Source organism: Falsiroseomonas ponticola (assembly GCF_016805305.1).
Classification (GTDB): domain Bacteria; phylum Pseudomonadota; class Alphaproteobacteria; order Acetobacterales; family Acetobacteraceae; genus Falsiroseomonas; species Falsiroseomonas ponticola.
The window spans coordinates 208,378-235,370 of the sequence record NZ_JAERQN010000006.1; the positions used below are offsets into that span (position 1 = coordinate 208,378).

At 71.7% G+C, this 26,993-nt stretch carries 27 protein-coding genes; 15 read left to right on the forward strand and 12 right to left on the reverse strand.

Annotation, left to right across the window (positions count from 1 at the left end):
* Positions 1 to 22: 22 nt before the first annotated feature.
* The 3 genes from JJI54_RS18790 to hppD form a co-directional block, all read right to left on the reverse strand.
* The gene (locus JJI54_RS18790; RefSeq protein WP_203074591.1) at positions 23 to 346 is read right to left on the reverse strand and encodes a hypothetical protein; all 324 of its coding nucleotides are present in this window, start codon (positions 344 to 346) and stop codon (positions 23 to 25) included.
* Positions 347 to 398: 52 nt separating this feature from the next.
* Entirely contained in the window at positions 399 to 1,547 is a 1,149-nt protein-coding gene (locus JJI54_RS18795) for an acyl-CoA dehydrogenase family protein (protein WP_203074592.1), read from the reverse strand.
* Positions 1,548 to 1,666: 119 nt separating this feature from the next.
* The gene (hppD, locus tag JJI54_RS18800; RefSeq protein WP_203074593.1) at positions 1,667 to 2,773 is read right to left on the reverse strand and encodes a 4-hydroxyphenylpyruvate dioxygenase; all 1,107 of its coding nucleotides are present in this window, start codon (positions 2,771 to 2,773) and stop codon (positions 1,667 to 1,669) included.
* Positions 2,774 to 2,890: 117 nt separating this feature from the next.
* Here hppD and JJI54_RS18805 point away from each other — a divergent pair, with 117 nt between their 5' ends.
* Positions 2,891 to 3,364, forward strand: coding sequence for an Lrp/AsnC family transcriptional regulator (locus JJI54_RS18805; RefSeq protein WP_164696176.1), 474 nt, complete (start codon positions 2,891 to 2,893; stop codon positions 3,362 to 3,364).
* A gap of 121 nt (positions 3,365 to 3,485) precedes the next feature.
* Here JJI54_RS18805 and JJI54_RS18810 read toward each other — a convergent pair whose 3' ends face one another.
* Entirely contained in the window at positions 3,486 to 4,673 is a 1,188-nt protein-coding gene (locus JJI54_RS18810) for a BaiN/RdsA family NAD(P)/FAD-dependent oxidoreductase (RefSeq protein WP_203074594.1), read from the reverse strand.
* A 62-nt stretch (positions 4,674 to 4,735) separates the two neighbouring features.
* On the opposite strand from JJI54_RS18810, the gene JJI54_RS18815 reads away from it, so the two are divergent.
* On the forward strand, positions 4,736 to 5,722 hold the full coding sequence (locus tag JJI54_RS18815; protein ID WP_203074595.1) for an NAD-dependent epimerase/dehydratase family protein: 987 nt from the start codon (positions 4,736 to 4,738) through the stop codon (positions 5,720 to 5,722).
* Between the two features lie 58 nt (positions 5,723 to 5,780).
* Positions 5,781 to 8,141, forward strand: coding sequence for a xanthine dehydrogenase family protein molybdopterin-binding subunit (locus tag JJI54_RS18820; protein ID WP_203074596.1), 2,361 nt, complete (start codon positions 5,781 to 5,783; stop codon positions 8,139 to 8,141).
* 108 nt (positions 8,142 to 8,249) lie between these two features.
* Here the strand turns inward: JJI54_RS18820 and JJI54_RS18825 are convergent, their stop codons facing one another.
* Positions 8,250 to 9,278 (reverse strand): dipeptidase, encoded by a 1,029-nt coding sequence (locus JJI54_RS18825; protein ID WP_318987531.1) that lies wholly within the window; start codon positions 9,276 to 9,278, stop codon positions 8,250 to 8,252.
* A gap of 269 nt (positions 9,279 to 9,547) precedes the next feature.
* Between JJI54_RS18825 and JJI54_RS18830 the strand changes: the two genes are divergently transcribed.
* On the forward strand, positions 9,548 to 9,901 hold the full coding sequence (locus JJI54_RS18830; RefSeq protein ID WP_203074597.1) for a hypothetical protein: 354 nt from the start codon (positions 9,548 to 9,550) through the stop codon (positions 9,899 to 9,901).
* Between the two features lie 149 nt (positions 9,902 to 10,050).
* Here the strand turns inward: JJI54_RS18830 and JJI54_RS18835 are convergent, their stop codons facing one another.
* Together JJI54_RS18835 and pdxA are read right to left on the reverse strand one after the other, a co-directional pair.
* Entirely contained in the window at positions 10,051 to 10,782 is a 732-nt protein-coding gene (locus JJI54_RS18835; RefSeq protein WP_456305603.1) for a pyridoxine 5'-phosphate synthase, read from the reverse strand.
* Positions 10,779 to 11,780 (reverse strand): 4-hydroxythreonine-4-phosphate dehydrogenase PdxA, encoded by a 1,002-nt coding sequence (gene pdxA, locus JJI54_RS18840; RefSeq protein WP_318987532.1) that lies wholly within the window; start codon positions 11,778 to 11,780, stop codon positions 10,779 to 10,781. The genes JJI54_RS18835 and pdxA overlap by 4 nt, the downstream gene beginning before the upstream one ends.
* 119 nt (positions 11,781 to 11,899) lie before the next feature.
* On the opposite strand from pdxA, the gene JJI54_RS18845 reads away from it, so the two are divergent.
* On the forward strand, positions 11,900 to 12,646 hold the full coding sequence (locus JJI54_RS18845) for an urease accessory protein UreH domain-containing protein (protein ID WP_203074599.1): 747 nt from the start codon (positions 11,900 to 11,902) through the stop codon (positions 12,644 to 12,646).
* A gap of 80 nt (positions 12,647 to 12,726) precedes the next feature.
* Positions 12,727 to 15,156, forward strand: coding sequence for a calcium-binding protein (locus tag JJI54_RS18850; protein ID WP_203074600.1), 2,430 nt, complete (start codon positions 12,727 to 12,729; stop codon positions 15,154 to 15,156).
* Here JJI54_RS18850 and JJI54_RS18855 read toward each other — a convergent pair whose 3' ends face one another.
* On the reverse strand, positions 15,157 to 15,936 hold the full coding sequence (locus JJI54_RS18855; RefSeq protein ID WP_203074601.1) for a DUF2189 domain-containing protein: 780 nt from the start codon (positions 15,934 to 15,936) through the stop codon (positions 15,157 to 15,159).
* Positions 15,937 to 16,104: 168 nt separating this feature from the next.
* On the opposite strand from JJI54_RS18855, the gene ccoN reads away from it, so the two are divergent.
* From ccoN to JJI54_RS18900, 9 genes are read left to right on the forward strand one after another with little or no spacing between them, the layout of a single operon-like run.
* Entirely contained in the window at positions 16,105 to 17,604 is a 1,500-nt protein-coding gene (gene ccoN, locus JJI54_RS18860; RefSeq protein WP_203074602.1) for a cytochrome-c oxidase, cbb3-type subunit I, read from the forward strand.
* Positions 17,605 to 17,617: 13 nt separating this feature from the next.
* On the forward strand, positions 17,618 to 18,346 hold the full coding sequence (gene ccoO / locus JJI54_RS18865; RefSeq protein WP_203074603.1) for a cytochrome-c oxidase, cbb3-type subunit II: 729 nt from the start codon (positions 17,618 to 17,620) through the stop codon (positions 18,344 to 18,346).
* Between the two features lie 11 nt (positions 18,347 to 18,357).
* On the forward strand, positions 18,358 to 18,525 hold the full coding sequence (locus JJI54_RS18870) for a cbb3-type cytochrome oxidase subunit 3 (protein WP_203074604.1): 168 nt from the start codon (positions 18,358 to 18,360) through the stop codon (positions 18,523 to 18,525).
* A 13-nt stretch (positions 18,526 to 18,538) separates the two neighbouring features.
* A complete protein-coding gene (ccoP, locus tag JJI54_RS18875) occupies positions 18,539 to 19,411 on the forward strand; it encodes a cytochrome-c oxidase, cbb3-type subunit III (RefSeq protein ID WP_203074605.1) in 873 nt (290 codons plus the stop codon).
* An 18-nt stretch (positions 19,412 to 19,429) separates the two neighbouring features.
* The gene (gene ccoG / locus JJI54_RS18880) at positions 19,430 to 20,959 is read left to right on the forward strand and encodes a cytochrome c oxidase accessory protein CcoG (protein ID WP_203074606.1); all 1,530 of its coding nucleotides are present in this window, start codon (positions 19,430 to 19,432) and stop codon (positions 20,957 to 20,959) included.
* Positions 20,956 to 21,438: a FixH family protein gene (locus tag JJI54_RS18885; protein ID WP_203074607.1), complete on the forward strand. Its 483-nt coding sequence runs from the start codon at positions 20,956 to 20,958 to the stop codon at positions 21,436 to 21,438. Before ccoG ends, JJI54_RS18885 begins: the two co-directional genes overlap by 4 nt.
* Positions 21,435 to 23,792 carry a heavy metal translocating P-type ATPase gene (locus JJI54_RS18890; protein WP_203074608.1) on the forward strand — a complete coding sequence of 786 codons (2,358 nt, stop codon included), beginning with the start codon at positions 21,435 to 21,437 and terminating at the stop codon, positions 23,790 to 23,792. Before JJI54_RS18885 ends, JJI54_RS18890 begins: the two co-directional genes overlap by 4 nt.
* A complete protein-coding gene (gene ccoS, locus JJI54_RS18895) occupies positions 23,789 to 23,950 on the forward strand; it encodes a cbb3-type cytochrome oxidase assembly protein CcoS (RefSeq protein WP_203074609.1) in 162 nt (53 codons plus the stop codon). The genes JJI54_RS18890 and ccoS overlap by 4 nt, the downstream gene beginning before the upstream one ends.
* Positions 23,947 to 24,123, forward strand: coding sequence for a hypothetical protein (locus JJI54_RS18900; protein ID WP_203074610.1), 177 nt, complete (start codon positions 23,947 to 23,949; stop codon positions 24,121 to 24,123). The genes ccoS and JJI54_RS18900 overlap by 4 nt, the downstream gene beginning before the upstream one ends.
* Before the next feature lie 88 nt (positions 24,124 to 24,211).
* Here the strand turns inward: JJI54_RS18900 and JJI54_RS18905 are convergent, their stop codons facing one another.
* The 4 genes from JJI54_RS18905 to JJI54_RS18920 are packed head-to-tail and all read right to left on the reverse strand — an operon-like array spanning position 24,212 to position 26,992.
* Complete coding sequence (locus JJI54_RS18905; protein WP_203074611.1) at positions 24,212 to 25,033, reverse strand: CheR family methyltransferase; 822 nt, start codon at positions 25,031 to 25,033, stop codon at positions 24,212 to 24,214.
* Positions 25,030 to 26,127, reverse strand: a complete 1,098-nt coding sequence (gene cheB / locus JJI54_RS18910) for a chemotaxis-specific protein-glutamate methyltransferase CheB (protein ID WP_318987533.1) — start codon at positions 26,125 to 26,127, stop codon at positions 25,030 to 25,032. Before cheB ends, JJI54_RS18905 begins: the two co-directional genes overlap by 4 nt.
* A complete protein-coding gene (locus JJI54_RS18915) occupies positions 26,124 to 26,531 on the reverse strand; it encodes a response regulator (protein ID WP_203074612.1) in 408 nt (135 codons plus the stop codon). The genes cheB and JJI54_RS18915 overlap by 4 nt, the downstream gene beginning before the upstream one ends.
* Positions 26,528 to 26,992 (reverse strand): chemotaxis protein CheW, encoded by a 465-nt coding sequence (locus JJI54_RS18920; protein WP_203074613.1) that lies wholly within the window; start codon positions 26,990 to 26,992, stop codon positions 26,528 to 26,530. The genes JJI54_RS18915 and JJI54_RS18920 overlap by 4 nt, the downstream gene beginning before the upstream one ends.
* Between the last annotated feature and the right edge of the window lies 1 nt (position 26,993).

The following is a 26,993-nucleotide window of genomic DNA, read 5'->3' on the forward strand; positions in this document are numbered from 1 at the left end:
CGGACCGGTCCAGCGAGGCCCCTTACCGCGTGCTGGCGGGCGCGCCGGTGCCGCCGCCGGAACCCGGGCTGCCCGCGCCCAGCAGCACCGCGCCGGCCACCGGCAGCAGGGCGGGCAGGAAGGCGCCGAGGCCCGGGCCGGCGGGCAGGACCACGGCGGGGGGCGGGACGACGACCGGGGGCGGGGGCGGCGGCGGAACGCGCACCGGTGCCACCGGCCGGGGCAGCGCCTGGCCGCGCGGGGCGACCACCACCACCTCATCCGCCGGCACGACCATGCTGCGCAGCGGCTGGGCGCCGGCGGGCGCTGCCACAACCAGCGCGACAATAAGGGTCCAGGCCATCATCGCGGCAGGATAGAACAGCCCGGTCAGCCCGGCCAGCGCAAAGCCGCCAGGGTCAGCGCCCCAGCATCCCCCGCGCGATGATCAGGCGCATGATCTCGTTGGTGCCTTCCAGGATGCGGTGGACGCGCAGGTCCCGCACGATCTTCTCGATCCCGTAATCCGCGAGGTAGCCATAGCCGCCCAGCAGCTGCAGCGCCTCATCCGCCACGCGGAAGCCGGTATCGGTGGCGAAGCGCTTGGCCATGGCGCAGAAGGCGGTGGCGTCCGGCGCGCCGGCATCGAGCTTGGCGCAGGCGCGCCACATCAGAGTGCGCGCCGCCTCCAGCTCCGTCGCCATGTCGGCCAGGCGGAACTGCGTGGCCTGGAAGCGGGCGATCTCCTGGCCGAAGGCGCGGCGTTCCCGCACATAGGCCAGCGCCTTGTCGATCGCGGCCTGGGCGCCGCCGACCGAGCAGGCCGCGATGTTGAGGCGCCCGCCATCGAGGCCGCTCATGGCGTAGCGGAAGCCTTGCCCTTCCTCGCCCAGCAGGGCGTCGGCCGGGATGCGCGCCTCCTCCAGGATCACCTGGCGGGTCGGCTGGGCGTTCCAGCCCATCTTCTTCTCATTCGCGCCGAAGGAGAGGCCTGGCGTGTCCTTCGGCACCAGGAAGGCGGAGACGCCGCCCGCCCCCGCGCCGCCGCTGCGCGCCATGACCAGATAGAGGTCTGAGACGCCGGCGCCGCTGATGAACTGCTTGGTGCCGTTGAGCACATAGCCCTGGTTGTCCCGCGCCGCGCGCGTGGCCAGCGCCGCCGCATCGCTGCCGGCGGCCGGTTCCGTCAGGCAGTAGCTGGCGATGCGCTCCATGGTCAGCAGGGAGGGCAGCCAGGCCTCCCGCTGCGCGTCGCTGCCGTAGCGGTCGATCATCCAGGCGACCATGTTGTGGATCGACAGGAAGGCCGAGATGGTGGGGCAGCCCGTCGCCAGCGCCTCGAACACCACCGCCGCGTCGAGGCGCGTGAGGCCGGCGCCGCCCGATTCCTCCCGCACATAGAGCCCGGCCATGCCGAGCGAGGCGGCTTCCCGCAGCACGTCCACGGGCAGGTGCCGCTTCTCGTCCCATTCGAGGGCATGGGGTGCCAGGCGATCGGCCGCGAAGGCGAGTGCGGTGTCACGCAGTTCTCGGGTGGCTTCGGGCAGTTCGAAGGGGCTGTCGGACATGGCGGTTCCTCCCCCGCGACTATGGCCGCCCCCGCCCGCCCCGCCCAGTCCCGACGGTCCAGGGGCGTCTCGCCCCTGGCGAGGGGGGTTAAAGGGGGGAGCGGCGCTCCCCCCTTCCCTCAGGCCGCGTCCGCCTTCAGCGTGCCGCGGCGGATCTGGTCCAGCTCGATGCTCTCAAACAGCGCGCGGAAATTCCCCTCGCCGAAGCCCTGGTCGCCTTCGCGCTTGATCAATTCGAAGAAGATCGGGCCGATGACGTTGTTGGTGAAGATCTGCAGCAGGCGGCCGCCTTCCGGCGTCGGCGCGCCATCCACCAGCACGCGGTTGCGGCGGAGGCGGTCGATATCGGCCTCGGTCCCCGGGATGCGCTTCGGCAGCAGCTCGTAATAGGTTTCCGGCGTGTCGAGGAAGGCGATGCCCGCGCCGCGCATCGCCTCCACGGAGGCGTGGATGTCGGTGGTGCCGAGTGCGACGTGCTGGATGCCCTCGCCATTGTAGGCGCGCAGGTATTCCTCGATCTGCGACTTGTCGTCGCTGCTTTCGTTGATCGGGATGCGGATCTGGCCGCAGGGGGAGGTGAGCGCGCGGGACTTCAGGCCGGTCAGCTTGCCCTCGATGTCGAAGTAGCGGATTTCCTGGAAGTTGAAGAGCTTCGCGTAGAACTGCCACCAGACATCCATGCGGCCGCGATGCACGTTGTGGGTCAGGTGGTCGATGACCGTCAGGCCATTGCCCTTCGGCGCCGGGTTCGGCGCGCCGGTCCAGCGGAAATCGACGTCATAGATCGTGCCGCGCGGGCCGTAGCGATCGACGAAATAGAGCAGCGAGCCGCCGATGCCCTCGATGGCCGGGATGTTGAGTTCCATCGGGCCGACGCGGTTGGTGACGGGCTTGGCGCCGAGCGCGATGGCGCGCTGGTAGGCCGCGGCGGCATCGGCCACGCGGAAGGCCATGGCGCAGGCGCAGGGGCCGTGCACGCGGGCGAAGGATTGCGCGAAGCTCTCGGGCTCCGCGTTCAGGATGAAGTTGATGTCCCCCTGGCGCCACAGCGTGACGGCCTTGGACCGGTGCTTCGCGACGGCGGCGAAGCCCATGCGGGTGAAGAGGGTCTCCAGCGCCGCGGTATCCGGCCCCGTGAACTCCACGAATTCGAAGCCATCCGTGCCCATGGGGTTGGCGTCGGAAATGGCGCCGGCATAGGCGGTGCGATCGGGGGGGATGTCCATGGTTCGGCTTCCTCGCTTGGGATGCCATCATGGTAGGGCGGGGAAAGGGGTGAATCCCGCCGGATTTGCTGCCAGGATGCGGGCCGGCGCAGCTTTTCACTCAGGGACAGCCCCGCTATGGCGAAATCCACCATCGAGCTGGATGCGACGGATCGCCGCATCCTGCGCGCCCTGCAGCGCGATGGCCGCATGGCCGTGACCGCGATCGCGGAGCAGGTGGGGCTTTCCGCCACCCCCTGCCTGCGGCGCATCAAGCGGCTGGAGGAGACGGGCGTGATCGCGCGCTATGCCGCGGTGGTGGACCCCGCGCGCGTCGGCCTGCCCATCCAGGCCTTCGTGCAGGTGGCGCTGTCGTCCCACGCGGAGGATGTCGCTTCCGCCTTCCACAAGGCCCTGGCGGCGCGGGAGGAGGTGATCGCGGCCTACGCCATGAGCGGCGGCATGGACTACATGCTGCATGTCATGGCGGCGGATTTCGACGCCTATGCCGAATTCGCGCTGAAGGCGCTGCTGCGCATGCCGGGGGTGAAGGAAACGCGGAGTTCCTTCGTGCTGACGGCGCTGAAGCCGCCGGGGGCCTTACCCCTGTAGAACTCCCCACAAAACCGCTTCGCAGTTTTGCGGGGACCCCGGATTGGTGCCGGTCCTCCAGGGTTGCATCGGCGGATTCGGGTGGCTTCGTCGGCCGCCTGGCGTGCATGGGCCTTGCTGATCAGAGCCGCGCCAGCACGCCCTTCGCCGCCGCGACGCCGGTGGCGAAGCAGCCCTGCAGCAGGTAGCCGCCGGTCGGGGCCTCCCAATCCAGCATCTCCCCGCAGGCGAAGGTGCCGGGCAGCGCCTTCAGCATGAAGTTCTCGTCCAGCGCCTCCCAGGCCAGGCCGCCGGCGGAGGAGATGGCGCGCGCCAGGCCCGACACCCCGGTGACGCGGAGCGGCAGCGCCTTGACCAGCGCGGCAAGGTCGCCGCGCCCCGCGCCACCCGCATGCAGCGCTTCCTGCACCAGGCCGATCGCGACGGGCGACAGGCCGGCGGCCTTGCGCAGCACGGTCGAGACCGATTCGGCCCGCCCCCGCGCGCCCAGCTTCTCCGCCACCGCCGCCGCGGTCAGGTCCGGGCGCAGGTCGATGGAGAGCATCGCGGAGCCGTCCCGCGCCACCGCATCCCGGATCGGGCCGGACAGCGCATAGATGGCGCCGCCTTCCAGCCCCGCCCGCGTCACCACCGCATCGCCGCGGGCGGTGGCGCCGGCGAATCGGATCGCGATCCGCTTCACCGCCGCGCCCTCATGCTTCGCCAGCAGGGGCGCGGACCAGGGCACCGTCACGCCCATGTTGGAGGGCGCGAAGGGCAGGACCGGCACGCCGGGCAGCAGCGCCGGCCAGGCGCCATCGCTGCCGAGCCGGGGCCAGGAGGCACCGCCCATCGCCAGCACCACCGCGCGCGGGTGCAGCGCCGCTTCCTCGGTCGAGAAGCGCAGCCCGCCATCGGCATCGCGCCCCAGCCAGCGGCTGCGCGGCCGCACCTCCACGCCCAGCTCCGCCAGCCGCCGCAGCCAGGCGCGCAGCAGGGGGCTGGCCTTCATGCCCTGCGGGAAGACCCGCCCGCTGCTGCCGACCAGGGTCGGGATGCCCAGTCCCTCGCACCAGGCGATCAGGGCCGAAGGCGGGAAGGCGCGCACGGCGTCCAGCAGTGGCGCCGCCGCGGGCGCGTAGCGCGTGAGGAACAGGTCGAGCGGTTCCGAATGCGTCAGGTTCAGCCCGCCCCGCCCGGCCATCAGGAATTTCCGCCCGACCGAGGGCATCTGGTCATGCACCGCGACGCGAAGCCCGGCGCGGGCGAGGAATTCGGCGGCGATCAGGCCCGCGGGCCCGGCGCCGATCACGATGATATCGGGGGTCATGGCGGCTTTCTGACCGGGATGGGCCGGGTTATCCAGGGCGGGTCGCTTCCTGGAGGTTCCCGATGCCGTCTGTCCTGGTCACCGGCGGTGCCGGCTTCGTCGGGCTGAACCTGCTGGAGGCACTGCTCGGCCGGGGCGAGGAGGTCGTGGCCTTCGGGCGGGAGGAGGCGCTGCCCCCGGCCGCCGCCACCGCCTTCGCCGGGCTGCCGGGCCGGCTGACCCTGGTGCAGGGCGATGTGCTGGACGCCGCCGCGCTCAAGGCGCTGTTCGCCGCCCACCGCATCGACCGCATCTTCCCCTTCGCCGCCATCACGGCGGGCCCGGCGCGGGAGGCCTCCGTCCCCGGCGCCATCATCGACGTGAACCTGAAGGGCCTGATCGCGACGCTGGAAGCGGCGCGGGATGCCGGCGGCGTGCGGCGCGTGGTGCTGCCCTCCTCCGCCGCCGTCTATGGCGAATCCGCCTATGACCACGCGCTTCTGGACGAGGCGACGACGCCCTGCGTGCCGATCAGCCTCTATGGCGTGACGAAATACGCGGTGGAGCGCGCGGGGCTGCGGCTCGCCGCGCAATGGGGGCTGGACGCCGTCGCCGCCCGCATCGGCGCCACCTTCGGGCCTTGGGAGCGCGATACGGGCGTGCGGGACACGCTGAGCCCTCACCTCGCCATCGCCACCGCCGCCCGGGAGGGGCGGGAAGCGGTGCTGCCCGCGACCGTGCATGGCTATGACTGGGTCTATGTGCGGGACCTGGCCGCGGGGCTGCTGGCGCTGATGGAGGCGGAGGCGCCGGCGCATCGCGTCTTCAACCTGGCCTCCGGCCGCGACTGGTCGCCGCATCTCGACGGCTGCTGCGCCGAGATGGCGCGGGCCCTGCCCGGATTCCGCTGGCGCCGCGCCGCCGATGGCGAGGCGCCGGGCGTCACCTTCCCCGAAATCCGCCCCCGTGGCGTGATGCATATCGGCCGGGCGCGCGGCATCGGCTGGGCGCCACGCTTTGCGCCGGAAGCGGCCTATGCCGATTATGCGGCCTGGATCAGCACCACCTGACCCTTCCCGGGCTTACGATAGCGCCCACCTCCCCCCTCGACTCCCCGTGAGGATGCCCATGCCCGATACCCTCCCCTTCGATCCCACCCGCCTGAAATTCGGCATCGGCCAGCCCGTCCCCCGCGCCGAGGACCCGACCCTGCTGACCGGCCGCGGCCGCTACACCGATGACATCAGCCTGCCCGGCCAGCTCTGGGCCGTGATGGTGCGCAGCCCCTATGCCCATGGCGTGATCCGCGGCATCGACACCACGGCCGCCCGCGCCATGCCGGGTGTCGCGGGCGTCTGGACCGGGGCGGACCTGGTCGCGGCCGGCTACGGGCCGATGAAATGCGCCATGCCGCTGAAGAACGCGGATGGCACGCCGCTGCGCAGCACGCAGCGCCTGCCGCTGGCGACCGACCGCGTCCGCTATGTCGGCGATCCCGTCGCCTTCGTCGTCGCCACGACCAAGGCCGAGGCCAAGGACGCGGCGGAGGCCGTCGAGCTCGACATCGATGCGCTGCCCGCCGTGACGCTCGCCTCCGCCGCCGCCGCGCCGGATGCGCCGCAACTCTATGACGACATCCCGGGCAATGAGGTGCTGGATTTTCGGCACGGCGACCGCGAGGCGGTGGCCCGCGCATTCTCCGAAGCCGCCCACGTCACGAAGCTCTCCATCCGCAACAACCGCATCGTCGTCTGCGCGATGGAACCGCGCAGCGCGATCGGCACCTATGAGGATGGGCGCTACGTGCTGCGCGTGGGCTGCCAGGGCGTCTTCGGCCTGCGCAACCAGCTGGCCAACGAGATCCTGAAGGTCCCCACCGACAAGGTCCGCGTGCTGACCGGCAATGTCGGCGGCAGCTTCGGCATGAAGGCCAATGCCTATCCCGAATATGCCTGCCTGCTGCATGCCGCGAAGGAACTCGGCCATCCCGTGAAGTGGACGGATGAGCGCAGCGGCAGCTTCCTGTCGGATCAGCATGGCCGGGACCATGAGGTCGAGGCCGAGCTGGCGCTGGACAAGGATGGCCATTTCCTCGCGGTGCGCCTCACCAGCTTCGCCAATATGGGCGCCTTCCTCTCGCCCGTCGCGCCGCTGATGGGCACGGCGAATTTCATGAAGAACGTGCAGTCCAACTACCGCACGCCGCTGATCGAGGTCTCGACGCGCAGCCTGGTGACGAACACCACCCCCGTCTCCGCCTATCGCGGCGCCGGCCGGCCGGAGGGCAACTACTTCATGGAGCGGCTGATCGAGGCCGCCGCCCTGGAGATGGGGATCGACGCGGTGGAGATCCGCCGCCGCAACCACATCCGCCCCGACCAGTTCCCCTATTCCGCGGCGTCCGGCAGCGTCTATGACGGCGGCGACTTCACCGCCGTGCTGGAACGCACGCTGCAGGAAGCCGACCTGCCCGGCTATGCCGCGCGCAAGGCGGCGAGCGAGGCGCGCGGCATGCTGCGCGGGCGCGGCATCGGCAATTTCCTCGAGTGCACCGCGCCGCCGACCAAGGAACAGGGCGGGATCCGCTTCGACGAGGAAGGGACCGTCACGATCATCACCGGCACGCTCGACTACGGCCAGGGCCATTGGAGCGCCTTCGCGCAGGTGCTGCACCAGAGCCTCGGCGTGCCCTTCGAGAAGGTGCGCCTGCTGCAGGGCGATTCCGACCAGCTGATCGCCGGCGGCGGCACGGGCGGGTCGAAGTCCATAATGGCGTCGGGTGCGGCGATCCTGGAGGCCTCGGCGCTCGTCATCGAGAAGGGCCGCGAGGCCGCGGCCTGGGCGCTGGAAGCCGCGCCGTCCGACATCGAATACGAGCCGCATGCGGAAGGCGGCCAGGGGCGCTTCAGCATCGCGGGCACGGACCGCGGCATCGGCATCATGGACCTGGCCGTGAAGCTGCGCGGCGCGAAGGGGCTGCCGGAGGGTGTGCCCAGCACGCTCGATGTGACGCATGTCTTCGACCAGGCGCCGCAGGCCTATCCGAATGGCTGCCACGTCGCGGAGGTGGAGATCGACCCCGACACCGGCATCGTCACCGTCGATCGCTACGTCACGGTCAACGACTTCGGCGTCATGGTGAACCCGCTGCTGGTCGCGGGCCAGGCGCATGGCGGCATCGCGCAGGGCATCGGCCAGGCGCTGCTGGAAAGCGTGAGCTTCGGGGAGGATGGGCAGCTGCTGACCGGCAGCTACCTGGACTACGCGCTCCCCCGCGCCGGCGACCTGCCCGATATCGGCTTCGTCAGCCACGCCGTGCCGGCGAAGACCAACCCGCTGGGCGCCAAGGGCTGCGGTGAGGCCGGCTGCGCCGGTTCGCTGCCCGCGGTGATGAACGCCATCGTCGATGCGCTCTCCGCGCATGGCGTGCGGCACATCGACATGCCGGCGACGCCGGAACGGGTGTGGCGGGCGATCCACGGGGGGTGACGGCCTCGCAGGGAGAGCGCCGCTCCCCCTGCACCGACCGTTAGCCGCAAGGGGAGCTCCGCTCCCCCTGCACCCCCGGGCCAGCGGCGAGACGCCCCTGGACCGTCGTCAGTGACCCGCGGCGCGCAGCACGCTGCGCCAGACGCGGATGAAGTTGCCAGACCACAGCAGGCCGATCTCCCGCGCGCCATAGCCGCGGCGATGCAGCTCCTCCGTCACCGCGCCGGTGGTGCTGGCATCCATCCAGCCGGGGAAGCCGCCACCACCATCGAAATCCGACGACAGCCCGACATGATCGAGGCCGATGCGCTGCACGGCGTGGTCCACATGGTCGACATAGTCACGGATCGTCGCCCGCGCATGGCCATCGGGGCCCGGCGCCACCAGGAAGCTCGGCACCGCCGTGATCTGGATCAGCCCGCCGCAATTGCGCAGCGCGCGTAGCTGCTCCGCATCCAGGTTGCGCGGATGCGGGCGCAGCTCGTGGCAGCAGGCATGGGTGGCGACGACGGGCGTGGTGGAAAGCGACGCCGCCTCCAGCATCGCCGGCTTCGCGACATGGGAGACATCGACCATCAGGCCCACGCGGTTCATCTCCCGCACCGCGGCGCGGCCGAGGGCGGACAGCCCGCCATGCAGCGTCGGGCCATCGCCGAGCGCCGGCTTGGGCCGCGCAGAATCGGACAGCGCATTGTGCCCGTCATGCGTCACGGTCAGGTAGATGGCACCGAGTTCCCGCCAGCGCGCGAGCCGCGACAGGTCCTCCCCCATCGCATAGCCGTTCTCGACCGCCAGCAGCACCGCGAGGTCCCCGGCCTCGGCGCAGCCCTCCAGCTCATCCGGCGTGGTCACCAGGCGGCGGCGCATCGGCGCCTCCCCCACCGTGCCGCGCAGCGCCAGCAGCATCGCCTCCGCCCGCGCCGCCGCCCCCGCATGGCCCTCCGGCGTCAGCGGCCCCTGCGGCACATAGGCGATGAAGACCACCGCCTTCAGCCCGCCCGCGCGCATCTTCGGGAAGTCCACGCAGCGGGAGGTCGCCGTCGTGGGGTCGGGCATGGAGGGCCAGGGAATATCCACATGCGTGTCGAGTGTCAGCGTCGCCGCATGAAGTCTCGCCGCATCGGATTCATTCATCATTGTCGTCGCACTCATCCCGATCTTCGCGCGAAGGCTGTGTCCCGCCACCGGAAGCGTCAACCTCTTCGACACAATTCGGGTGTCACACTCATGGACAGGCAGCCGCGCCCGTGAAGTTCTTCCCGGAAATTCAGCCTTGCGCGGCCGTCCGATGACGCATCGGCCTTGTATCCACGCGACCGCCTCCCCATCCCTGTGCGGCCGCGGGGGGAGCCGCGGTGGCCGACGCGTCGCCCCTGGCGCGGTTCGATAGCAGGAGAAGTCGAGACATGGCGGATACGGGTAGGGTTCGTGAGCCTGAGGCGGCGAAGATCCGCGCGCTCCGATCCATCGCCGACCTGGCCGGGGACGGCCTGGCGGAGCGCATGCGGCTGGATGCCGCGGCCCGTGTCCTGACCATCGCGCATCGCGCGCTGCGCCTGCAGGTGGCGCCCGCCGCCAGCGGCACCGTGGTCGCCGACCTGGCGCTGCGCTGGGACCCCAGCACCATCACCGCCACCGAATACCTGGAGGCGCTGTCCGTCCAGCAGCTCGACGCCTTCCTGGCGGCGGCGCCGGGCTGGGCCGCTTCCGTCCGCGCCGCGAATTCGGACGTGACGCAGGACCAGCGCCGGGTCGCCTGAGGCAGGCCTCGATCGCCGGCGCCCGTTCCGCGGGCGTGGCTTCGCGGCCTTCCGGGACCCTATGCACGTTGCGAAGCAACGCGCCTGGGCACCCGCGGCGGCCTCGGCCGACTTCGTCGGCCGCAGGTCACGATAGCCTTCAGTTGGCGTCATCCGCCTCGCGCCGCGTCCATCAGGGCGCGCATGCGGCGGACCGCATTCCCGATACCCTCGAAGACGCTCGTGCTGACCAGGAAGTGGCCGATGGAAACCTCGGTCACCTCCGGGATCGCCGCGATGCCGCCGATGCTGCCGTAGTCCAGCCCGTGGCCGGCATGGCATTGCAGGCCCGCCCCCACCGCGATGGCGGCCCCCGCGCGCAGCCGCGCCAGCTGCGGCCCGCGCGCATCCGGCGCCGTATCGGCGTAGAGGCCCGTGTGCAGCTCCACGCAGGCCGCGCCCAGCGCCGCCGCCCGCTCGATCGGCGCGGCATCGGCCTCCACGAAGAGCGAGGTGCGGATCCCGGCGCCGGCCAGGCGCTTCACCGCCTCCCCCAGCTCCGGCCCGGCCTTCAGCACGTCCAGCCCGCCTTCCGTGGTCAGTTCCTGGCGCTTCTCCGGCACCAGGCAGACGGCATGCGGCATGACGCGCAGCGCGATCGCCACCATCTCCTCGGTCGCCGCCATCTCCAGGTTCAGCGGCGCCGCGACCTCCGCCTTCATCCGCTCCACGTCCCGGTCGCGGATGTGGCGCCGGTCCTCCCGCAGATGGATGGTGATGCCCTCCCCCCCCGCCTCGATGCAGGCTCGCGCGGCATCGACGGGGTCGGGGAAGTGGCCGCCGCGGGCGTTCCGCAGCGTGGCCACGTGATCGACATTGATGGACAGCACCAGGTGGTTCACGGGGCCGCGGCCTTTCCTCTTGTCTCGGCGATCTCGGCGGCCAGGCGCAGCGCCGCGATCAGGCTGCCCGCATCCGCCTGGCCCCGGCCCGCGATGTCGATCGCGGTGCCATGGTCCGGGCTGGTGCGCACGATGCGCAGGCCGAGGGTGATGTTCACGCCGCCATCCATGTCCAGCGTCTTGATCGGGATCAGCACCTGGTCGTGATACATGCCGAGCGCGCAGTCATAGGTGGCGCGCGCGCGCGGCGTGAACAGGGTGTCCGGCGGAAAGGGCCCGCGGGCATCGATGGCGAGTGCGCGCAGCGCCGCCACGGCCGGGGCGACGATGCGGATATCCTCGTCCCCCATCGTCCCGGCCTCCCCCGCATGGGGGTTGAGGCCGGCGACGGCCAGGCGCGGGCTGGCCAGCCCGAAATCCCGCCGCAGCGCGGCCGCGACGATGCGGCCATGCTCCACGATCAGCTCCGTGGTCAGCGCGCCGAGCGCGGCGCGGAGCGAGAGATGCACCGTGACCGGCACCACCCGCAGCCCCGGGCAGGCCAGCATCATCACCGGGGGCACGCCATCCCCCGCCAGCTCCCCCAGGAACTCCGTATGCCCGGGATGCGGGAAGCCCGCCGCGGTCAGCACCGATTTCTGGATGGGGTTGGTCACCACGCCCCCCGCCCGGCCCGCCAGCGCGAAGCCCACCGCCTGTTCGATGGAGGCGATGACGGCGGGCGCATTGGCCGCGTCCAGCACCCCCGGCACCGCCGGCGCGGCGAGCCGCAGCGGCAGCACCGGCAGGCCGTGGGGAAAGGCGCTGGCGGCCTGTTCCGGCGCCTCGATCAGCGCCACCGGGGCGTCCTTCACCAGGGCCGGGTCGCCCAGCAGGAAGAAGGCCGGCCCGGCGGCGCGCACCGCCCACCAGGCCTTGGCCGCGATCTCCCCCCCGATCCCCGCGGGCTCCCCCATGGTGAGGGCCAGCGGGGGGCCCTGCACCGTCCCGTGCTGCACGATCCTGCTCCTCCGGCACCCGTGGGGGGGTAAAAGCATCCGGGGGGCCGCGCGTCACCCCCGCCGCGGCGCTTGATCTGGCGCAAGCCGCCCGCCCCGCAACCATGCCAGCATGGGACATGATCGCGAATTGCCTGCATGACCTGACCGCCATCGGGCCGGGCGGCCTGCCCGTGGTGGCGCTGGCGCTGCTGCTGGCCGGGCTGGCCGGCGGCCTGACGCATTGCGCCGCCATGTGCGCGCCCTTCGTCATCGCCCAGGCCGGTGCCGCGACGGGCGGCGGGGGCACGCTCTCGCGCCTCGCCGGCGCGGCGCTGCTGCCCTACCACGCCGGGCGGATCGTGGGCTATTCGGCGCTGGGGGCCCTCAGCGGCCTGGCGGCCGGGGTGCTGAACCAGGCGACCGGGCTGCGCCATGTCCTGGCGGCGCTGCTGCTGGCGGCGGCGGTGCTGATGGCCCTGCAGGCGCTGCAGCGCCTGCCCGGGCGCTGGCGCCTGGCGCCCGCCCGCCTGCTGCCCGCCGGCCTGGCGGAGGGCCTGGCGGCGCGGCTGACGGCGCGCATGGGAAGGCTGCTGGCCCGGCCCGGCGCGGGGCGCGGCTTCGGGCTCGGCCTGCTGCTCTCCGGCCTGCCCTGCGGGCTGCTCTATGCCGCGCTGGCGGCGGCGGCGGCCACGGGCAGTGCGCTGGCCGGCGCGGTCGCCATGCTGGCCTTCTGCCTCGGCACCATCCCCTCGCTGATCGGCGTCGCCTTCCTCGGCCGCTTCTTCCTGCGGGCGCTGGGGCCGCGGCTGCAGGTGCTGGGCGCCGGGCTCTTCGCGCTGAACGCGGTGGTGCTGGCCGGCGCGGCGCTGCGCCTGGCGGGGTGATGCCGCGACCGCGCCGGCATTGACGGCGCGTCAACCGATTCCCGGCTTGATGGCGCCGCCACCAGGATGGGGCCCCGTTGATGTCAGTGGTGGTGACCGGCGCCGTGCCGGGCACGATCTTCGAGAATGCGCGACCCGACGACTGGTCCGCCACCCTGGCCTTTTCCGCCGCGGTGCTGGACGTCGCCCTGACGGGCGACGGCGCGGGCGCCTTCTCCGCCACGCTGGACGGGGCGGGCCGCAGCGTCCGCATCACGCCCGCCGCCGTCTTCGATGCGGAGACGCTGGGCGATGGCTTCGTCTTCCGCTTCGGCCTGTCCGTGCGCACCGCGTCCGGCTGGGTGGCGCTGCCCGCCAGCTACGCGGTGCAGCTGGTCGGCACGGATGACACGCCGCCGCAGAACCTCCGCTTCTTCAACGGCGGCATGGTGCTGGCCACCGATGTCGGCGCCGATATCGGCCTGCTGCTGGCCGATGACCCCGATTCGGCCGGCCCGCTGGAATACAGCGTCGCCTGGCCCGATTCCGCCTTCTTCGAGGTGGTGGGCACCATGCTGCGGCTGCGCCCGGGCATCGACCTGATCGGCCAGGGCGGCACGGTGCGCGACGTGATCATCGAGGTCTCGGACGGCCGCAACACCGCCGCCTTCACGCTGCCCGTCACCATCCTCCAGCCCGGCCCCCTGCCCGCCTTCACGATCACGGATGGCACGGAAGCGGCGGAATCGCTCGTCGGCGGCGCCGGCGCCGATGCCATCTTCGGCCATGGCGGCAACGACACCCTCGCCGCCCTCGATGGCAATGACAGCCTGGGCGGCGGCGCGGGCAACGACAACATGGATGGCGGCGCCGGCAACGATACGATGCTGGGCGGGGACGGCAATGATTCGCTGGTGGGCGGCACCGGCAATGATTCCATCGAGGGCGGCGCGGGCAACGACCTGGTGACCGCCAGCGGCGGCAACGACACCGCCCTTGGCGGCGCGGGCAACGATACGCTGCGCGGCGGATCGGGCACCGATCGCCTGGCGGGGGAGGATGGGGCGGACCAGCTCGATGGCTCCACCGGCGCCGATACGCTGGATGGCGGCGCCGGCGGCGATTCGCTGCTCGGCGGGACGGAGAACGACATCCTGCTCGGCGGCGCCGGCGCCGATACGCTGGATGGCGGCACGGAAGCCGATACGCTGGATGGCGGGGAGGACAACGACCTGCTGATGGGCGGCGACGCCGCCGATACGCTGCTGGGCGGCGCCGGCGACGACGTGCTGGATGGCGGCGCGGGCAATGACAGCCTGGTGGGCGGCGCCGGCAACGACACCTACATTGCCGATGCCGGGGACCGCTGGACCGAGCTGGCGAATGGCGGCATCGACGAGATCGTCACCGCCGGCGCCATGACCATCCCCGCCGAGATCGAGCGCCTGCGGCTGGCCACCGGCGCCGGCAACCTGGCGCTGTTCGGCGCCGCCGGGCCGGACAGCCTTTTCGGCAATGAGGGCGCCAACCTGCTGTCCGGCGGCGATGGCAACGACCTGCTGGATGGCGGCGCGGGCGCGGATTCGCTGCTGGGCGGCGCGGGCGATGACCGCCTGCTGGGCGGGACGGAGGCCGATACGCTGGATGGCGGCGCGGGGGCGGACCTGCTGGCCGGGGGCGACGGCGCCGATTCGATCGCGGGCGGCGATGGCGCGGACCTCGCCTTCGGCGGCGCCGGCGCCGATTCGCTGCTGGGCGGCGCGGGGAACGACGTGCTGAGCGGCAATGACGGGGATGACTGGGCCTCCGGCGGCACGGGGCGGGACGTGCTGGCGGGCGGCGCCGGGGCGGACACGCTGATGGGGGCGGAGGGGGCCGACTGGCTGCAGGGCGATGCGGGGAACGACCTGCTGATCGCCGGGCCCGATGGCGGGGATGAGCTGCGCGGCGGCGCCGGCGCCGATACGCTGGATGCCCGCGCGCCGGACCGGGCCGGCAGCCTGCTGATCGGCGGCGCCGATGACGATGTCTTCCTCATCGACTCGACGCGCGACGTGATCGTGGAGGAACCGGGCGGCGGCAATGACTGGCTGCAGGCCGACCTTGCCGGCGGCGGCTACATCCTGCCGGCGCAGGTGGAGAACCTGCTGCTGCTCGGCACGCTCGTCACCGGCACGGGCAATGCGCTGCCCAACATCCTCCGCGGCAACGCGCTGGCGAACCTGCTGCTGGGCGCCGCGGGCGCGGATACGCTGCAGGGCGGCGGCGGCGGCGATACGCTGACGGGCGGCGCGGGCAACGACCTGTTCGCCATGGAGGCCGCGGGCGGCGCGGATATCGTCACAGACTTCACGCGGGGCGAGGATCGCCTCGGCATCCCCGCCGCGCTCCACGCCTCCGCCGCCGCGGTGCTCGCGGCCTTCCAGGCCACCGCGGATGGCGCGCTGCTGCCGCTCGGCACCGGGCACAGCGTGCTGCTGGCGGGCGTGTCGCCAACCACGCTCGGCGCCGCCGACATCGTCATCCTCTAGCTATCGCACCACGTCGCGATAGGCGTGCCAGGTCGCATGCCCGATCAGCGGCAGCACCAGCGCGAGCCCGAGGAAGAAGGGCACCAGCGCCATCGCCGTGAACACCACGATCAGCCCGGCCCAGAGCGCCATGGCCCGCCAGTTGCGCGTCACCGCGGTGACGGAGACCACCACCGCCTCGAAGGCCGAGATGTCGCGGTCGATGATCATCGGGATGGAGACGGCGGAGATGGCGAAGGACACGCAGGCGAGGACGAAGCCGAAGCCCGTGCCGATGATGAGGAAGGGCAGCAGGTTGTCGGAGCGCAGCATCGCCATCGGCAGCGTCTCGATCGCCGGGGAGAAGCCGAGGCCGAAGAACAGCGCGAAGAGCAGCCCGGCGATGCGGATCCAGAAGAGGTGGATCAGCAGCAGCCCCGCGCCCACCAGGGCGAGCTGCGTGCCGTTCCGCCGGAAGGCGGCGGCACAGGCGATGAAATCCGTCTCCTCCCCCCGCTCGCGCCGCCGGCTGACCTCATAGAGACCCGCGCCCAGCAGCGGCGCCACCACGAAGAAGCCGGCGGTGGCGGGCAGGATCGCCCAGGCCACGCCCACCTGCAGCAGCAGCACCACCAGCGCCCAGCCCGCGACGACGATGGCGCCGCCATAGACGAAGCCGAGATGCGGCACCGCCATCAGGTCCTGCCACCCGGCCGCGAGCCAGCGCCAGGGTCGGTCATTCGGCACGATCGCGATGTCGGGCATCCCGGTCTTCGCCGCGGGCATGGTGTCGCCATTCATCGGGGTGGTTCCATCGTCACGGGGCGGTTTCCTCGATGGGCACCTTAGCGGCGCGACCCCTCCCCGGGAATTGATCCGCATCAAGGACGCCCACACTGGGAAGCTGTCATCTGGCCCCACAGCGCCGGTCCGATCGCGACCGTGGCGTGCGCAGGGGAGACTGATGCGATGGCTGTAGCAGGCTACGCCGCGAACGAGGCCGGGACGGCCACGGTTGCGCGGCCCGAGCCCTATGTGGAGGCGCCGATCCGCGCCTTCGCGATTGCAACCGTCTTCTGGGGAGTCGTGGGCTTCCTGGTGGGCGTCGTGATCGCTTCGCAGCTGGCCTGGCCGCTGCTGAACCTCGACCTGGAATGGACGACCTTCGGGCGCTTCCGCCCCGTCCACACCAGCGCCGTGATCTTCGCCTTCGGCGGCAATGCGCTGTTCACCACCAGCCTCTACGTCGTGCAGCGCACCTGCCGCGCGCGGCTGTTCGGCGGGGAGCCGATGGGCTGGTTCCTCTTCTGGGGCTACCAGTTCGTCATCGTCACCGCCGCGCTGGGCTACGTGCTCGGCGTGACGCAGGGCAAGGAATATGCCGAGCCCGAGTGGTACGTGGACCTCTGGCTGACGGTCGTCTGGGTGCACTACCTCGTCGCCTTCGGCGGCACGATCCTGCGCCGGGAAGAGCCCCACATCTACGTGGCGAACTGGTTCTACCTGGCCTTCATCGTCACCGTGGCCATGCTGCATATCGGCAACAACCTGGCGCTTCCCATCAGCTTCGGCAGCGCCAAGAGCTACGGCCTGGCATCCGGCGTGCAGGATGCGATGATCCAGTGGTGGTACGGCCACAACGCGGTGGGCTTCTTCCTGACCGCGGGCTTCCTCGGCATGATGTACTACTTCATCCCGAAGCAGGCGGAACGGCCGGTCTATTCCTACCGGCTGTCCATCGTGCACTTCTGGTCGCTCATCTTCCTCTACATCTGGGCCGGCCCGCACCACCTGCACTACACCGCGCTGCCGGACTGGGCGCAGACGCTCGGCATGGTGTTCAGCATCATGCTGTGGATGCCGAGCTGGGGCGGCATGATCAACGGGATCATGACGCTGTCGGGCGCCTGGGACAAACTCCGCACCAATCCCGGCCTCCGCTTCTCCGTCACCGCGGTCGGCTTCTACGGCATGTCCACCTTCGAAGGGCCGGTCATGTCCATCAAGGCGGTGAACGCGCTGTCGCACTACACCGACTGGACCATCGGCCATGTGCACAGCGGCGCCATGGGCTGGGTCGGCTTCGTCACCTTCGGCGCGCTCTACTGGCTGTTCCCGCGGCTCTGGGCGAAGAAGGGCCTGTACAGCGAGAAGCTGGTGTCGTGGCACTTCTGGATCGCGACGCTCGGCATCGTCCTCTACATCACCGCGATGTGGGTGTCGGGCATCCTGCAGGGCCTGATGTGGCGCGCCTATGACGAGCTCGGCTTCCTGCAGTACAGCTTCATCGAGACCGTGGCCGCGATGCACCCCTACTACGTCATCCGCGTGCTGGGCGGCCTGCTCTACCTCAGCGGCTCCCTCATCATGGTCTACAACCTCTGGATGACCGTGACCCGTGGCGAAAGCGAGGAAGCGGCCGCGCTTCCCGTCTCCTCCGCCATGCCCGTCCCGGCTCCGGCCGAATAAGGAGGACCGGACGATGCGCTGGTTCAATCACGGAATCATCGAGAAGAACCTGATCCTGATGGGCGTGCTCACGCTCATCACGGTCTCCATCGGCGGGCTCGCGCAGATCGTGCCGCTGTTCACGGTGGAAAGCACGATCGAGCGCGTGCAGGGCGTGCGCCCCTACACGCCGCTCGAGCTGATGGGCCGCAACATCTACATCCGCGAAGGCTGCTACGTCTGCCACAGCCAGATGGTGCGCCCCTTCCGGGACGAGCTGGAGCGCTACGGCCACTACAGCCTGGCGGCGGAGAGCATGTTCGACCATCCCTTCCAGTGGGGATCGAAGCGCACGGGCCCGGACCTGGCGCGCGTCGGCGGCCGCTATTCGGATGACTGGCACGCGGCGCACCTGCGCAGCCCGCGCGCCGTGGTACCGGACAGCATCATGCCGCCCTATGCCTTCCTCGACCGGCCGCTGGCCTATGACGACATCGCCGACCACCTGCGCGCCCAGCGCAATGTCGGCGTGCCCTACAGCGCGGAGATGATCGCCAATGCCCGCGCGGACCTGGAGACCCAGGCGCGCCCGGACCGTGACGCGAGCGCCTTCGCCACCCGCTACGGCCGTGCCCGCCAGGGCGTCTTCGACGGCAATGCCGGCGTGGTGACGGAGATGGATGCGCTGGTCGCCTATCTGCAGATGCTCGGCACGCTCGTCAGCTTCAGCGACGTGACGCCCGACCAGCTCCGGCAGCAGTGAGGAGCGGCACCATGACCATCGCCGCCCTGCAGCCGATCTTCTCCACCCTCTGGGTGGTCTGGTTCTTCGTCCTGTTCACCGGGATCCTGATCTACGTGCTGGCTCCCAAGCGCAAGCGTGGCTTCGAACGCGCCGGGGACATCCCCTTCCGCGACGACCCGCGCGACCGCCTGTCCTGAGGAGTGTGACACCATGCCCACCAAGATCGAGAAGGACAGCCTCACCGGCACCGACACCACGGGCCATGAGTGGGACGGGCTGAAGGAACTCAACACGCCACTGCCGCGGTGGTGGCTCTACGTGATGTACGCCACCATCGCCTTCGCCGCGGTCTGGGTCGTGCTCTACCCCGCCTTCCCCTTCCAGGGGGCGACGGGCGTCACGGGCTGGATCGCCCGCGAAGCGGTGGTCGGCGATGTGCGCGCCGCGCAGTCGCGGATGGAGCCGATGCTGGCCCGCATCCGTGCCAGCGACCCGCAGACCATCGCGGCGGACCCGACGCTGCGCGCCTTCGCGATCGCCGGCGGCCGCACCGCCTTCGCCAACAATTGCGCGGGCTGCCACGGCGCCGGCGGCCAGGGCGCGCAGGGCGGCTTCCCGTCGCTCGCCGATGACGACTGGATCTGGGGCGGCACGCATGACGCCATCCGCCACACCATCGCCAATGGCATCCGCGCCGGCGAAAGCGACGAGGAACGCACCAGCCAGATGCCGCGCTTCCTGGCCGATGGCGTGCTGACCCTGCCGCAGGTGAACGACACGGCGGAATACGTGCTCTCCCTCTCCAGCCGCTCCACCGATGCGGCCGCGGCGGGGCGCGGCGCGACCCTCTTCGCCGAGAACTGCGCCGCCTGCCATGGCGAACGCGGAGAGGGCAACCGGGACGTCGGCGCGCCGCGCCTGTCGGACCAGATCTGGCTCTATGGCGGCGACAAGCCTTCCATCGTGCGCAGCATCGCCTATGCCCGCGCCGGCGTGATGCCGGCCTGGGGGCGCCGCCTCGACCCCGCCATCGTCAACATGCTGGCGGTCTATGTCCACGCGCTGGGCGGCGGCGAGAACTGAGGCAGCAGGTCCGGTATCATGAGCACGATCCAGCCGCCCGATCGCCTGAAGCCCGCGGCATCGAAGCCCCAGGGGACGACGCAGCAGGCCGCGGCGCCGACCTCGCTCTACGCGGATCGGCAGAAGGTCTACCCGAAGGCTGTGAAGGGCCCGGTGCGCCGGGCGAAATGGGCCGTGCTCATCCTCTGCCTCACGCTCTACTACCTCGTGCCCTGGCTGCGCTGGGACCGTGGTCCCGGCGCGCCGGACCAGGCGGTGCTGGTGGATATCACCAATGGCCGCCTGTTCTTCTTCTTCGTCGAGATCTGGCCGCAGGAGGTCTATTTCCTGACGGGCCTGCTGGTGCTGGGCGCCATCGGGCTGTTCGTCGCGACCAGCCTCTTCGGCCGCGTCTGGTGCGGCTTCACCTGCCCGCAGACGGTCTGGACGGACCTCTTCATGGCGGTGGAACGCCTGATCCAGGGCGACCGCAACGAACGCATGCGGCTCGACAAGCAGCCCTGGACGCTGGAGAAGCTGCGCAAGAAGGGCCTGACCCATGCGGCCTGGCTGCTGATCGCGGCGGCCACCGGCGGCGCCTGGATCATGTACTTCAACGATGCGCCGACCGTGACGGTGGAGCTGCTGACCGGCGGCGCCTCGCTCGACGTCTATTTCTACTTCGGCCTCTTCACCGCCACGACCTATGTGCTGGCCGGCTGGGCGCGGGAACAGGTCTGCACCTACATGTGCCCCTGGCCGCGCTTCCAGGCCGCGATGCTGGACGAGAATTCGCTGGTCGTGACCTATCGCGACTGGCGGGGCGAGCCGCGCGGCAAGGCCAAGGCCGATGGCGTGGGCGATTGCGTGGATTGCCAGGCCTGCGTGAATGTCTGCCCGACCGGCATCGACATCCGCGATGGCCAGCAGCTGGAATGCATCGGCTGCGGCCTCTGCATCGATGCCTGCGACGACATCATGACGCGGCTCGACCGCCCGACCGGCCTCATCGCCTTCGAGACGCTCTCGAACCTCGCCGCCTCCGCCGCCGCGACGAAGGCGCTGCCGCCCTCCCGCGCCCGCTGCGCCACGGGGATGGAGGCGCGCCGCATGCCGCGCTTCATCCGCCCGCGCACGCTGCTCTATGCCGGCATGCTCGGCGCCGTCATGGCGGTGATGCTCGGCGCCTGGCTGCTGCGGCAGACCGTGACGCTGTCGGTGCTGCGGGATCGCGCGCCGCTTTTCGTCACGCTGTCCGATGGCGGCATCCGCAACGCCTATACGCTGAAGATCGCCAACAAGGACCGCGACGTCGCCAGCTACGCGCTGGTGCTGGATGCCGGCACGCCCCTGCTGATGCAGGTGCAGGAAGCGGCCACGCCCGCGCCGGGCGAACGGCCCATGGTCACGACGCGCCCCGACGGCATCACGCAATGGCGCGTGCTGCTGACGCAGCCGCCCGGCACGCCCACCCGCGCCTCCATCCCCGTCACCTTCCGCCTGGTCGATGGCCGGGGCCGGACCGTGGTCAGCGAACGCAGCATCTTCCTGGGACCCGAAGCCCGATGAGCGACATGGTCATGAAGCCCGCCGCCCTGCCGCGGGACCGCTGGATTCCCTGGGCCTTCGTCGGCGGCATGCTGCTGGTGGTCGCGGTCAACCTGGTGCTGGTCTTCTTCGCCCTCACCACCTTCACCGGCGTCACCACCGGCCACGCCTATGACCGCGGCCGCACCTACAACGACGTGATCGAGGCCGCGGCCCGCCAGGCCGCGCTCGGCTGGCGCGCGGATGTCACGCTGCGCGGCGGCAGCGTGGTGGTGACGGTGGTGGATGCCGCCGGCGGCGCCGTGCCGGGCCGGCTGGAAGGCCACCTGCTGCGCCCGCTGGAAGGCACGGTCCAGCCGCTCGATTTCGCGGCGACGGCCACCGGCACCTTCCGCGCCGCGACGGGCCCGCGCGCGCCGGGCCAGTGGGATGCGGTTCTGCGGTTCACGGGGCCGGAGGGGCGGACGCTCGACCTCCGCCAGCGGATGATCCTGCCATGAACGCCAGCGTCGGCCGGCCGCAGGCCGCCGCCCCCGCCCTTTCCCGCGCCCGCTGCGCCCATTGCAGCGCGGATCTCGCGCCCGGCCAGGGGGAGTTCTGCTGCCATGGCTGCGCGGCCGCCCATGCCCTGGTGCGGGGCCTCGGCCTGGCCGCCTTCTACGCCAGGCAGGAAGCGGTCGCCGGCGCGCTGCGGCCGGAGGAAGCGCCGGCTGCCGTCGATTTCGCCGCCATGGCGCGCGCCGAGGCCGATGGCACGCAGACGCTCGACCTCATGGTCAGCGGCCTGACCTGCGGCGCCTGCGTCTGGCTGATCGAGCAGGCGCTGGCCGGGGAGCCCGATGTGCTGCGCGCCCGGGTCAACCTTTCCGCCCGGCGGCTGACGATACGCTGGCGCGGCGATGCCGATCGCGCCCGCGCGCTGGCGGGGCTGGTCGCGCGCCTCGGCTTCCGCATCGCGCCCTGGTCCCCCGCCTGCCTGCGCGCGACGGAGGATGAGGAAGGCCGGCAGCTCGTCCGCGCGCTGGGCATCGCCGCCTTCGGGTCGATGAACGTCATGCTCGTCTCCGTCGCCGTCTGGGTCGGCGGCGACATGGGGGAGCACACCCGCGCGCTGATGCACTGGCTGGCGGCGCTGTTCGGCCTGCCGACCGTGCTGGTGGCGGGCATGCCCTTCTACCGCTCCGCCTGGCACGCCATCCGCGCGGGCCGCGGCAACATGGACCTCGCCGTCTCGCTCGGCGTGCTGGCCACCACGGCGATGAGCCTCAGCGAGGCCATCCGCAACGGCCCGTACACCTGGTTCGATGGCGCGACGGCGCTGCTGGCGCTGCTGCTGGCCGGCCGTGTGCTGGACCGCGGCATGCGCCGCAAGGCCCGCCAGGCCGTCGCGGAGTTGCTGGCGCTGCAGGAAGGCAGCGTGGAGCTGCGCCTGCCCGATGGCACGTCCCGCGCCGTGCCCGTCGCCAGCGTCCGCGCCGGCGACGACTTGCTGGTCGCCACCGGCGACCGCCTGCGGCTGGATGGCGTGGCGGCGCAGGCCGTGCTGCTCGACACCAGCGCCACCACCGGCGAATCCCTGCCCCGCCGGATCGAGGCCGGCGCCGCGCTGATGGCCGGCGCGGTCAACATGGGCAGCGCCTTCACGCTGCGCGTCACCGCCGGGCCGCGGGACGGGTCGCTGGCCGCGCTGGCGCTGCTGGTGGAGAAGGCGGAACAGGGCCGCGGCCGCTTCGTCTCCATCGCCGACCGCGCGGCGCGCTGGTACGTGCCGGTCATCCACGCCGTTGCCGCCATGACCTTCCTCGGCTGGTGGCTGGGCATGGGCGTGACCTGGCAGGCGGCGCTGGTGCCGGCGGTGGCGTCGCTGATCGTCACCTGCCCCTGCGGCCTCGCCATCGCGGTGCCAGCGGTGCAGGTCGCGACCGTGGGCGCGCTGTTCCGCCGCGGCGTGCTGGTGGCTTCCGCCACCGCGCTGGAACGCCTGGCCTCCGCCGACCATGTGGTGCTGGACAAGACCGGCACGCTGACCATGGGCCATCCGGCGCTGGTGGAGGAGCCGGGGCTCGATCGCGCGGCGCTGCGCCGCGCCGCCTCCCTCGCCCATGGCAGCCGGCATCCGCTGGCGCAGGCGCTGGTGCGCGCCTGCCCCGATGCGCCGCTGCTGGATGGCGTGGAGGAGGTGCCGGGCAGCGGGCTCCGCCACGGCATGACGCGCCTCGGCAGCGCCGCCTTCTGCGGCGGCGATGCGGTGGCCGATAGCGGCATGACGCTCTACCTGGCGGAGCCGGGCGCCACTCCCCTCGCCTTCCGCTTCGCCGATGAGCTGCGCCCCGACGCCGCGCGCGTGGTGCGGGAGCTGCACGAACTCGGCCTGACGACCGAGCTGCTGTCCGGCGACGGCCCCGGCGCGGTGGAGGAAGCGGCCGCCGCCACCGGCATCGGCCCCTGGCAGGCGCGGGCCACGCCCGCCGACAAGGCCGCGCGGATCGAGGCGCTGCGCCAGCAGGGTGCCCGCCCGCTGATGGTGGGCGATGGCATCAACGATGCCGCGGCGCTGGCCCTGGCGCATGTCTCCGCCAGCCCCGCCACGGGCACGGACATCGCGCAGGCGACATCGGACCTGGTGCTGCGCGGCGATGGCCTCTCCGCCCTGCCCGCCGCCATCCGCGCCGCGCGCCAGGCGCAGCGCCTGGCGAAGCAGAACATCGCCTTCAGCCTGGCCTACAACGTGGTGGCGGTGCCCATGGCCATCCTCGGCTTCGTCACGCCGCTGATCGCCGCCGTGGTGATGGCCAGCAGCTCCATCATCGTCATCCTCAACGCCCTGCGCGCGGGGAAGGAGACATCCGCATGAACGCCCTGGTCTTCCTGGTGCCGGCGGCCCTGTTCCTCGGCCTGCTGGCGCTCGGCCTCTTCCTCTGGACGCTGCGCAACCGCCAATACGAGGACCTCGATGGCGCCGCGTCCCGCATCCTCTTCGACGACCAACCGCAGAAGGCAACCCGCCGATGATCTACTTCCTGGTCTTCTCCGCCATCGCCGCCGTGCTCGGCCTGGCCACCGCCGCCGCCGCGCATGACGTGGCGCTGGCCATCTTCGGCTATGGCCTGTTCGGCTTCGGCGTGCTGTTCGCGCTGTTCCTGGTGAAGCGGCATTTCGATGCCGCGGATGCCGCGCGCCATTGAGACCGATGGGCGGGGATGCTGGCGCATTCCCACCCCCAGGCGCCCACGCGGCCGGTCGCGCGCCGCGAGGCGCGGGACCGGCGCCCGTTCAGGCCGCGGCGCGCTGCTCCGAGACGCCATAGGCGCCGCGTTCGCCCGAGACCGGCACCAGCCGGTCCGTCAGCCCCAGCACCGTCTCGGCACCGCCGAGGTAGAGGATGCCGTCCGGATTCAGCCGCTTGGCGAGCGAATCCAGCACGCGCGTCTTGGTCGGCGCGTCGAAGTAGATCAGCACGTTCCGGCAGAAGATCGCGTCGAACTTGCCGAGGCCCGAGAGGTCCGACAGCAGGTTCCGTTCCTCGAACCGGACCATGGAGGCGAGGTCGGCGTTGATGCGCCACTTCGCCCCGTCCTGCTTGAAGTACTTCACCAGCGACCGGATCGGCAGGCCGCGCTGCACCTCGAACTGGGTATAGACGCCCTGCTTCGCGCGGTTCAGCACGTCGCCGGAGATGTCGGTGGCCAGGATCTCCACCTTCACGCCCGGCCGCCCGGCCAGCGCATCGGCCACCAGCATGGCGATGGAATAGGGCTCCTGCCCGGTGGAGCAGGCCGCCGACCAGATGCGCAGCGGCCCCGCGCGGCCCGGCGCCAGCATCCGCGGCAGCAGCTTCGCCAGGTGGTCGAAGGGCTTGCCGTCCCGGAAGAAGGAGCTTTCGTGGGTGGTCAGCGCCTCCACCACCGCGCGTTCCAGCTGCTCATCCGGCCGCTGCCGCAGCTTCGCGCCCAGCGCGCCGATGCTGGCCAGGCCGAATTTCTGCAGCACCGGCCCCAGCCGGGTTTCCAGCAGATAGGCCTTGTCGTCGGTCAGGACGATGCCGGAGCGGCGGCGAACCACGCTCGCGACGTCAGCGAATCCATCACTGCTCATGTGCGCCTCCCGTTCCCGCCAGCAGCGACGATGCGCTCCGCGATATCCTCGATACTCGTGACGGCGGCGGCGATGCCCGCCTTGGCGACCGCGCCGGGCATGCCCCAGACCACGGAACTCGCCTCGTCCTGCGCCAGGACCTGCCCGCCGGCGGCGACCAGCGCGCGGCTGCCCGCCAGGCCATCGCTGCCCATGCCGGTCAGGATCGCGGCCAGCACCTTGCCCTGGCAGGACGCCACCAGGCTGCGCAGCATCGGGTCCACGGCCGGCCGGCAGAAATTCTCCGGCGGCCCGTCCGACAGCTGCGCCACCAGGCCCTGCCCGGCTTCCTTCACCAGCAGATGCCGGTCGCCGGGGGCCAGGTAGAAGCGGCCAGGCAGCAGCGCCTCCCCGTCCTTCGCCTCGCTGCAGGGCAGCGCGCCGATGCGGTTCAGGTGATCGGCCAGCAGGGTCGTGAACCCCGCCGGCATGTGCTGCACCGCCACCACCGGCACGCCGAGCGGCCGGTTCAGCTTCGCCACCAGCGCCGCCAGCGCCTGCGGCCCGCCGGTGGAGGAGCCGATGGCGATCGCCCTCGGCTTGCCCATGGCCGTCGCCACCGCCGCCATGGGCGGGGGCGTGGCCGGGCGCATCGCCGGCATGGCGGCGGGCGCCGGGCCGCGCCGGCGCATCCGCGCCCAGCCCTTCACCTTGGCCACCAGCTCCGCCTGGAACTGGCCGCCATTCATCCCGCCCGCGGAAGCCGAGGGCTTGGGCACATAGTCCACGGCGCCGGCGCGCAGCGCCTCCATCGTCGCCTTGGCGCCGCGCTGGCTGAGCGCGCTGGCCACGATGATGGAGGTCTCGGGCGCCACGCGCAGCAGGTGCGGCAGCGCCGTCATCCCGTCCATGCGTGGCATCTCGAGGTCCAGCAGGATCACCTGCGGCCGGTCCGGCGCGCGCATCGCCTGCAGCTGCGCGACGGCCTCGGTGCCGTCGGTCGCCTTGGCGATGACCTCGATCGCGGGATCGGTGGCGAGCATCCGCGCCATGACAGCCCGCGCCGCGGCGCTGTCGTCGCAGAGCATCACCCTGACGGGGCCATTCAACGTCACGCGGCGGCCGCCTCGATCAGGCCGAGCTGCTGCAGCTTGCCGCCGATGATCTCGGCGTCGAAGGGCTTCATCACGTATTCCTGCGCGCCGGCCTCCAGCGCCTCCAGGATCCGCTCGAACCCGCACTCGGTGGTGCAGAGGACGATGATGGGCTCGCTCGGCCCGAATTCCGCCCGGGCGGCGCGCAGGAAGGTGATGCCGTCCATGATCGGCATGTTCCAGTCCAGCATCACCAGCTCCGGCATCGCCTCGCGGCAGGCCTCCAGCGCCTTGGCGCCGTCCTCGGCCTCCCGCACCTCGAAGCCCAGGCTCTCCAGGATGCGGCGCGCGGCCTTGCGGACCACCTTGCTGTCATCCACCACCAGGCAGCCGCGGCGGTGCGGCTGGGCATTGGGCGCGCTCATCGGCCACCGCCGATCGTCAGCACGCGCTCGACATCCAGGACGATGAGGAGCTGGCCGTCGCGGCGATGCACGCCGCGGGAGACCTCCCGCCACAGCGGGTCGAGCGTCGGCGGGTTGGGCGCGCTGTCCTCGGGACGCAGCGGCACCACCTCCCCCACCCCGTCGGCCAGCATGCTGTAGAGCTCGCCCGCCATCTCGACGACGATGCTCATGGGCTGCTGGTCCGCCGCGCGCGGCGCCAGGTTCAGCCGCCGGCGCAAATCGATCGCGGTGACGATGCGGCCGCGCAGGTTCAGGCTGCCCGCCACCTCCGGCGGCGCCAGCGGGATCCGCGTGATGGTCTGCGGGCCGAGCACGTCCCGCACGACCAGCACCGGCACCCCGCAGGTCTGCCCCGCGACCGTGAGTGTCAGGAACAGGTCGGCATCCGCGATGCTCGATTGGATTGATTGTGTCTGCACC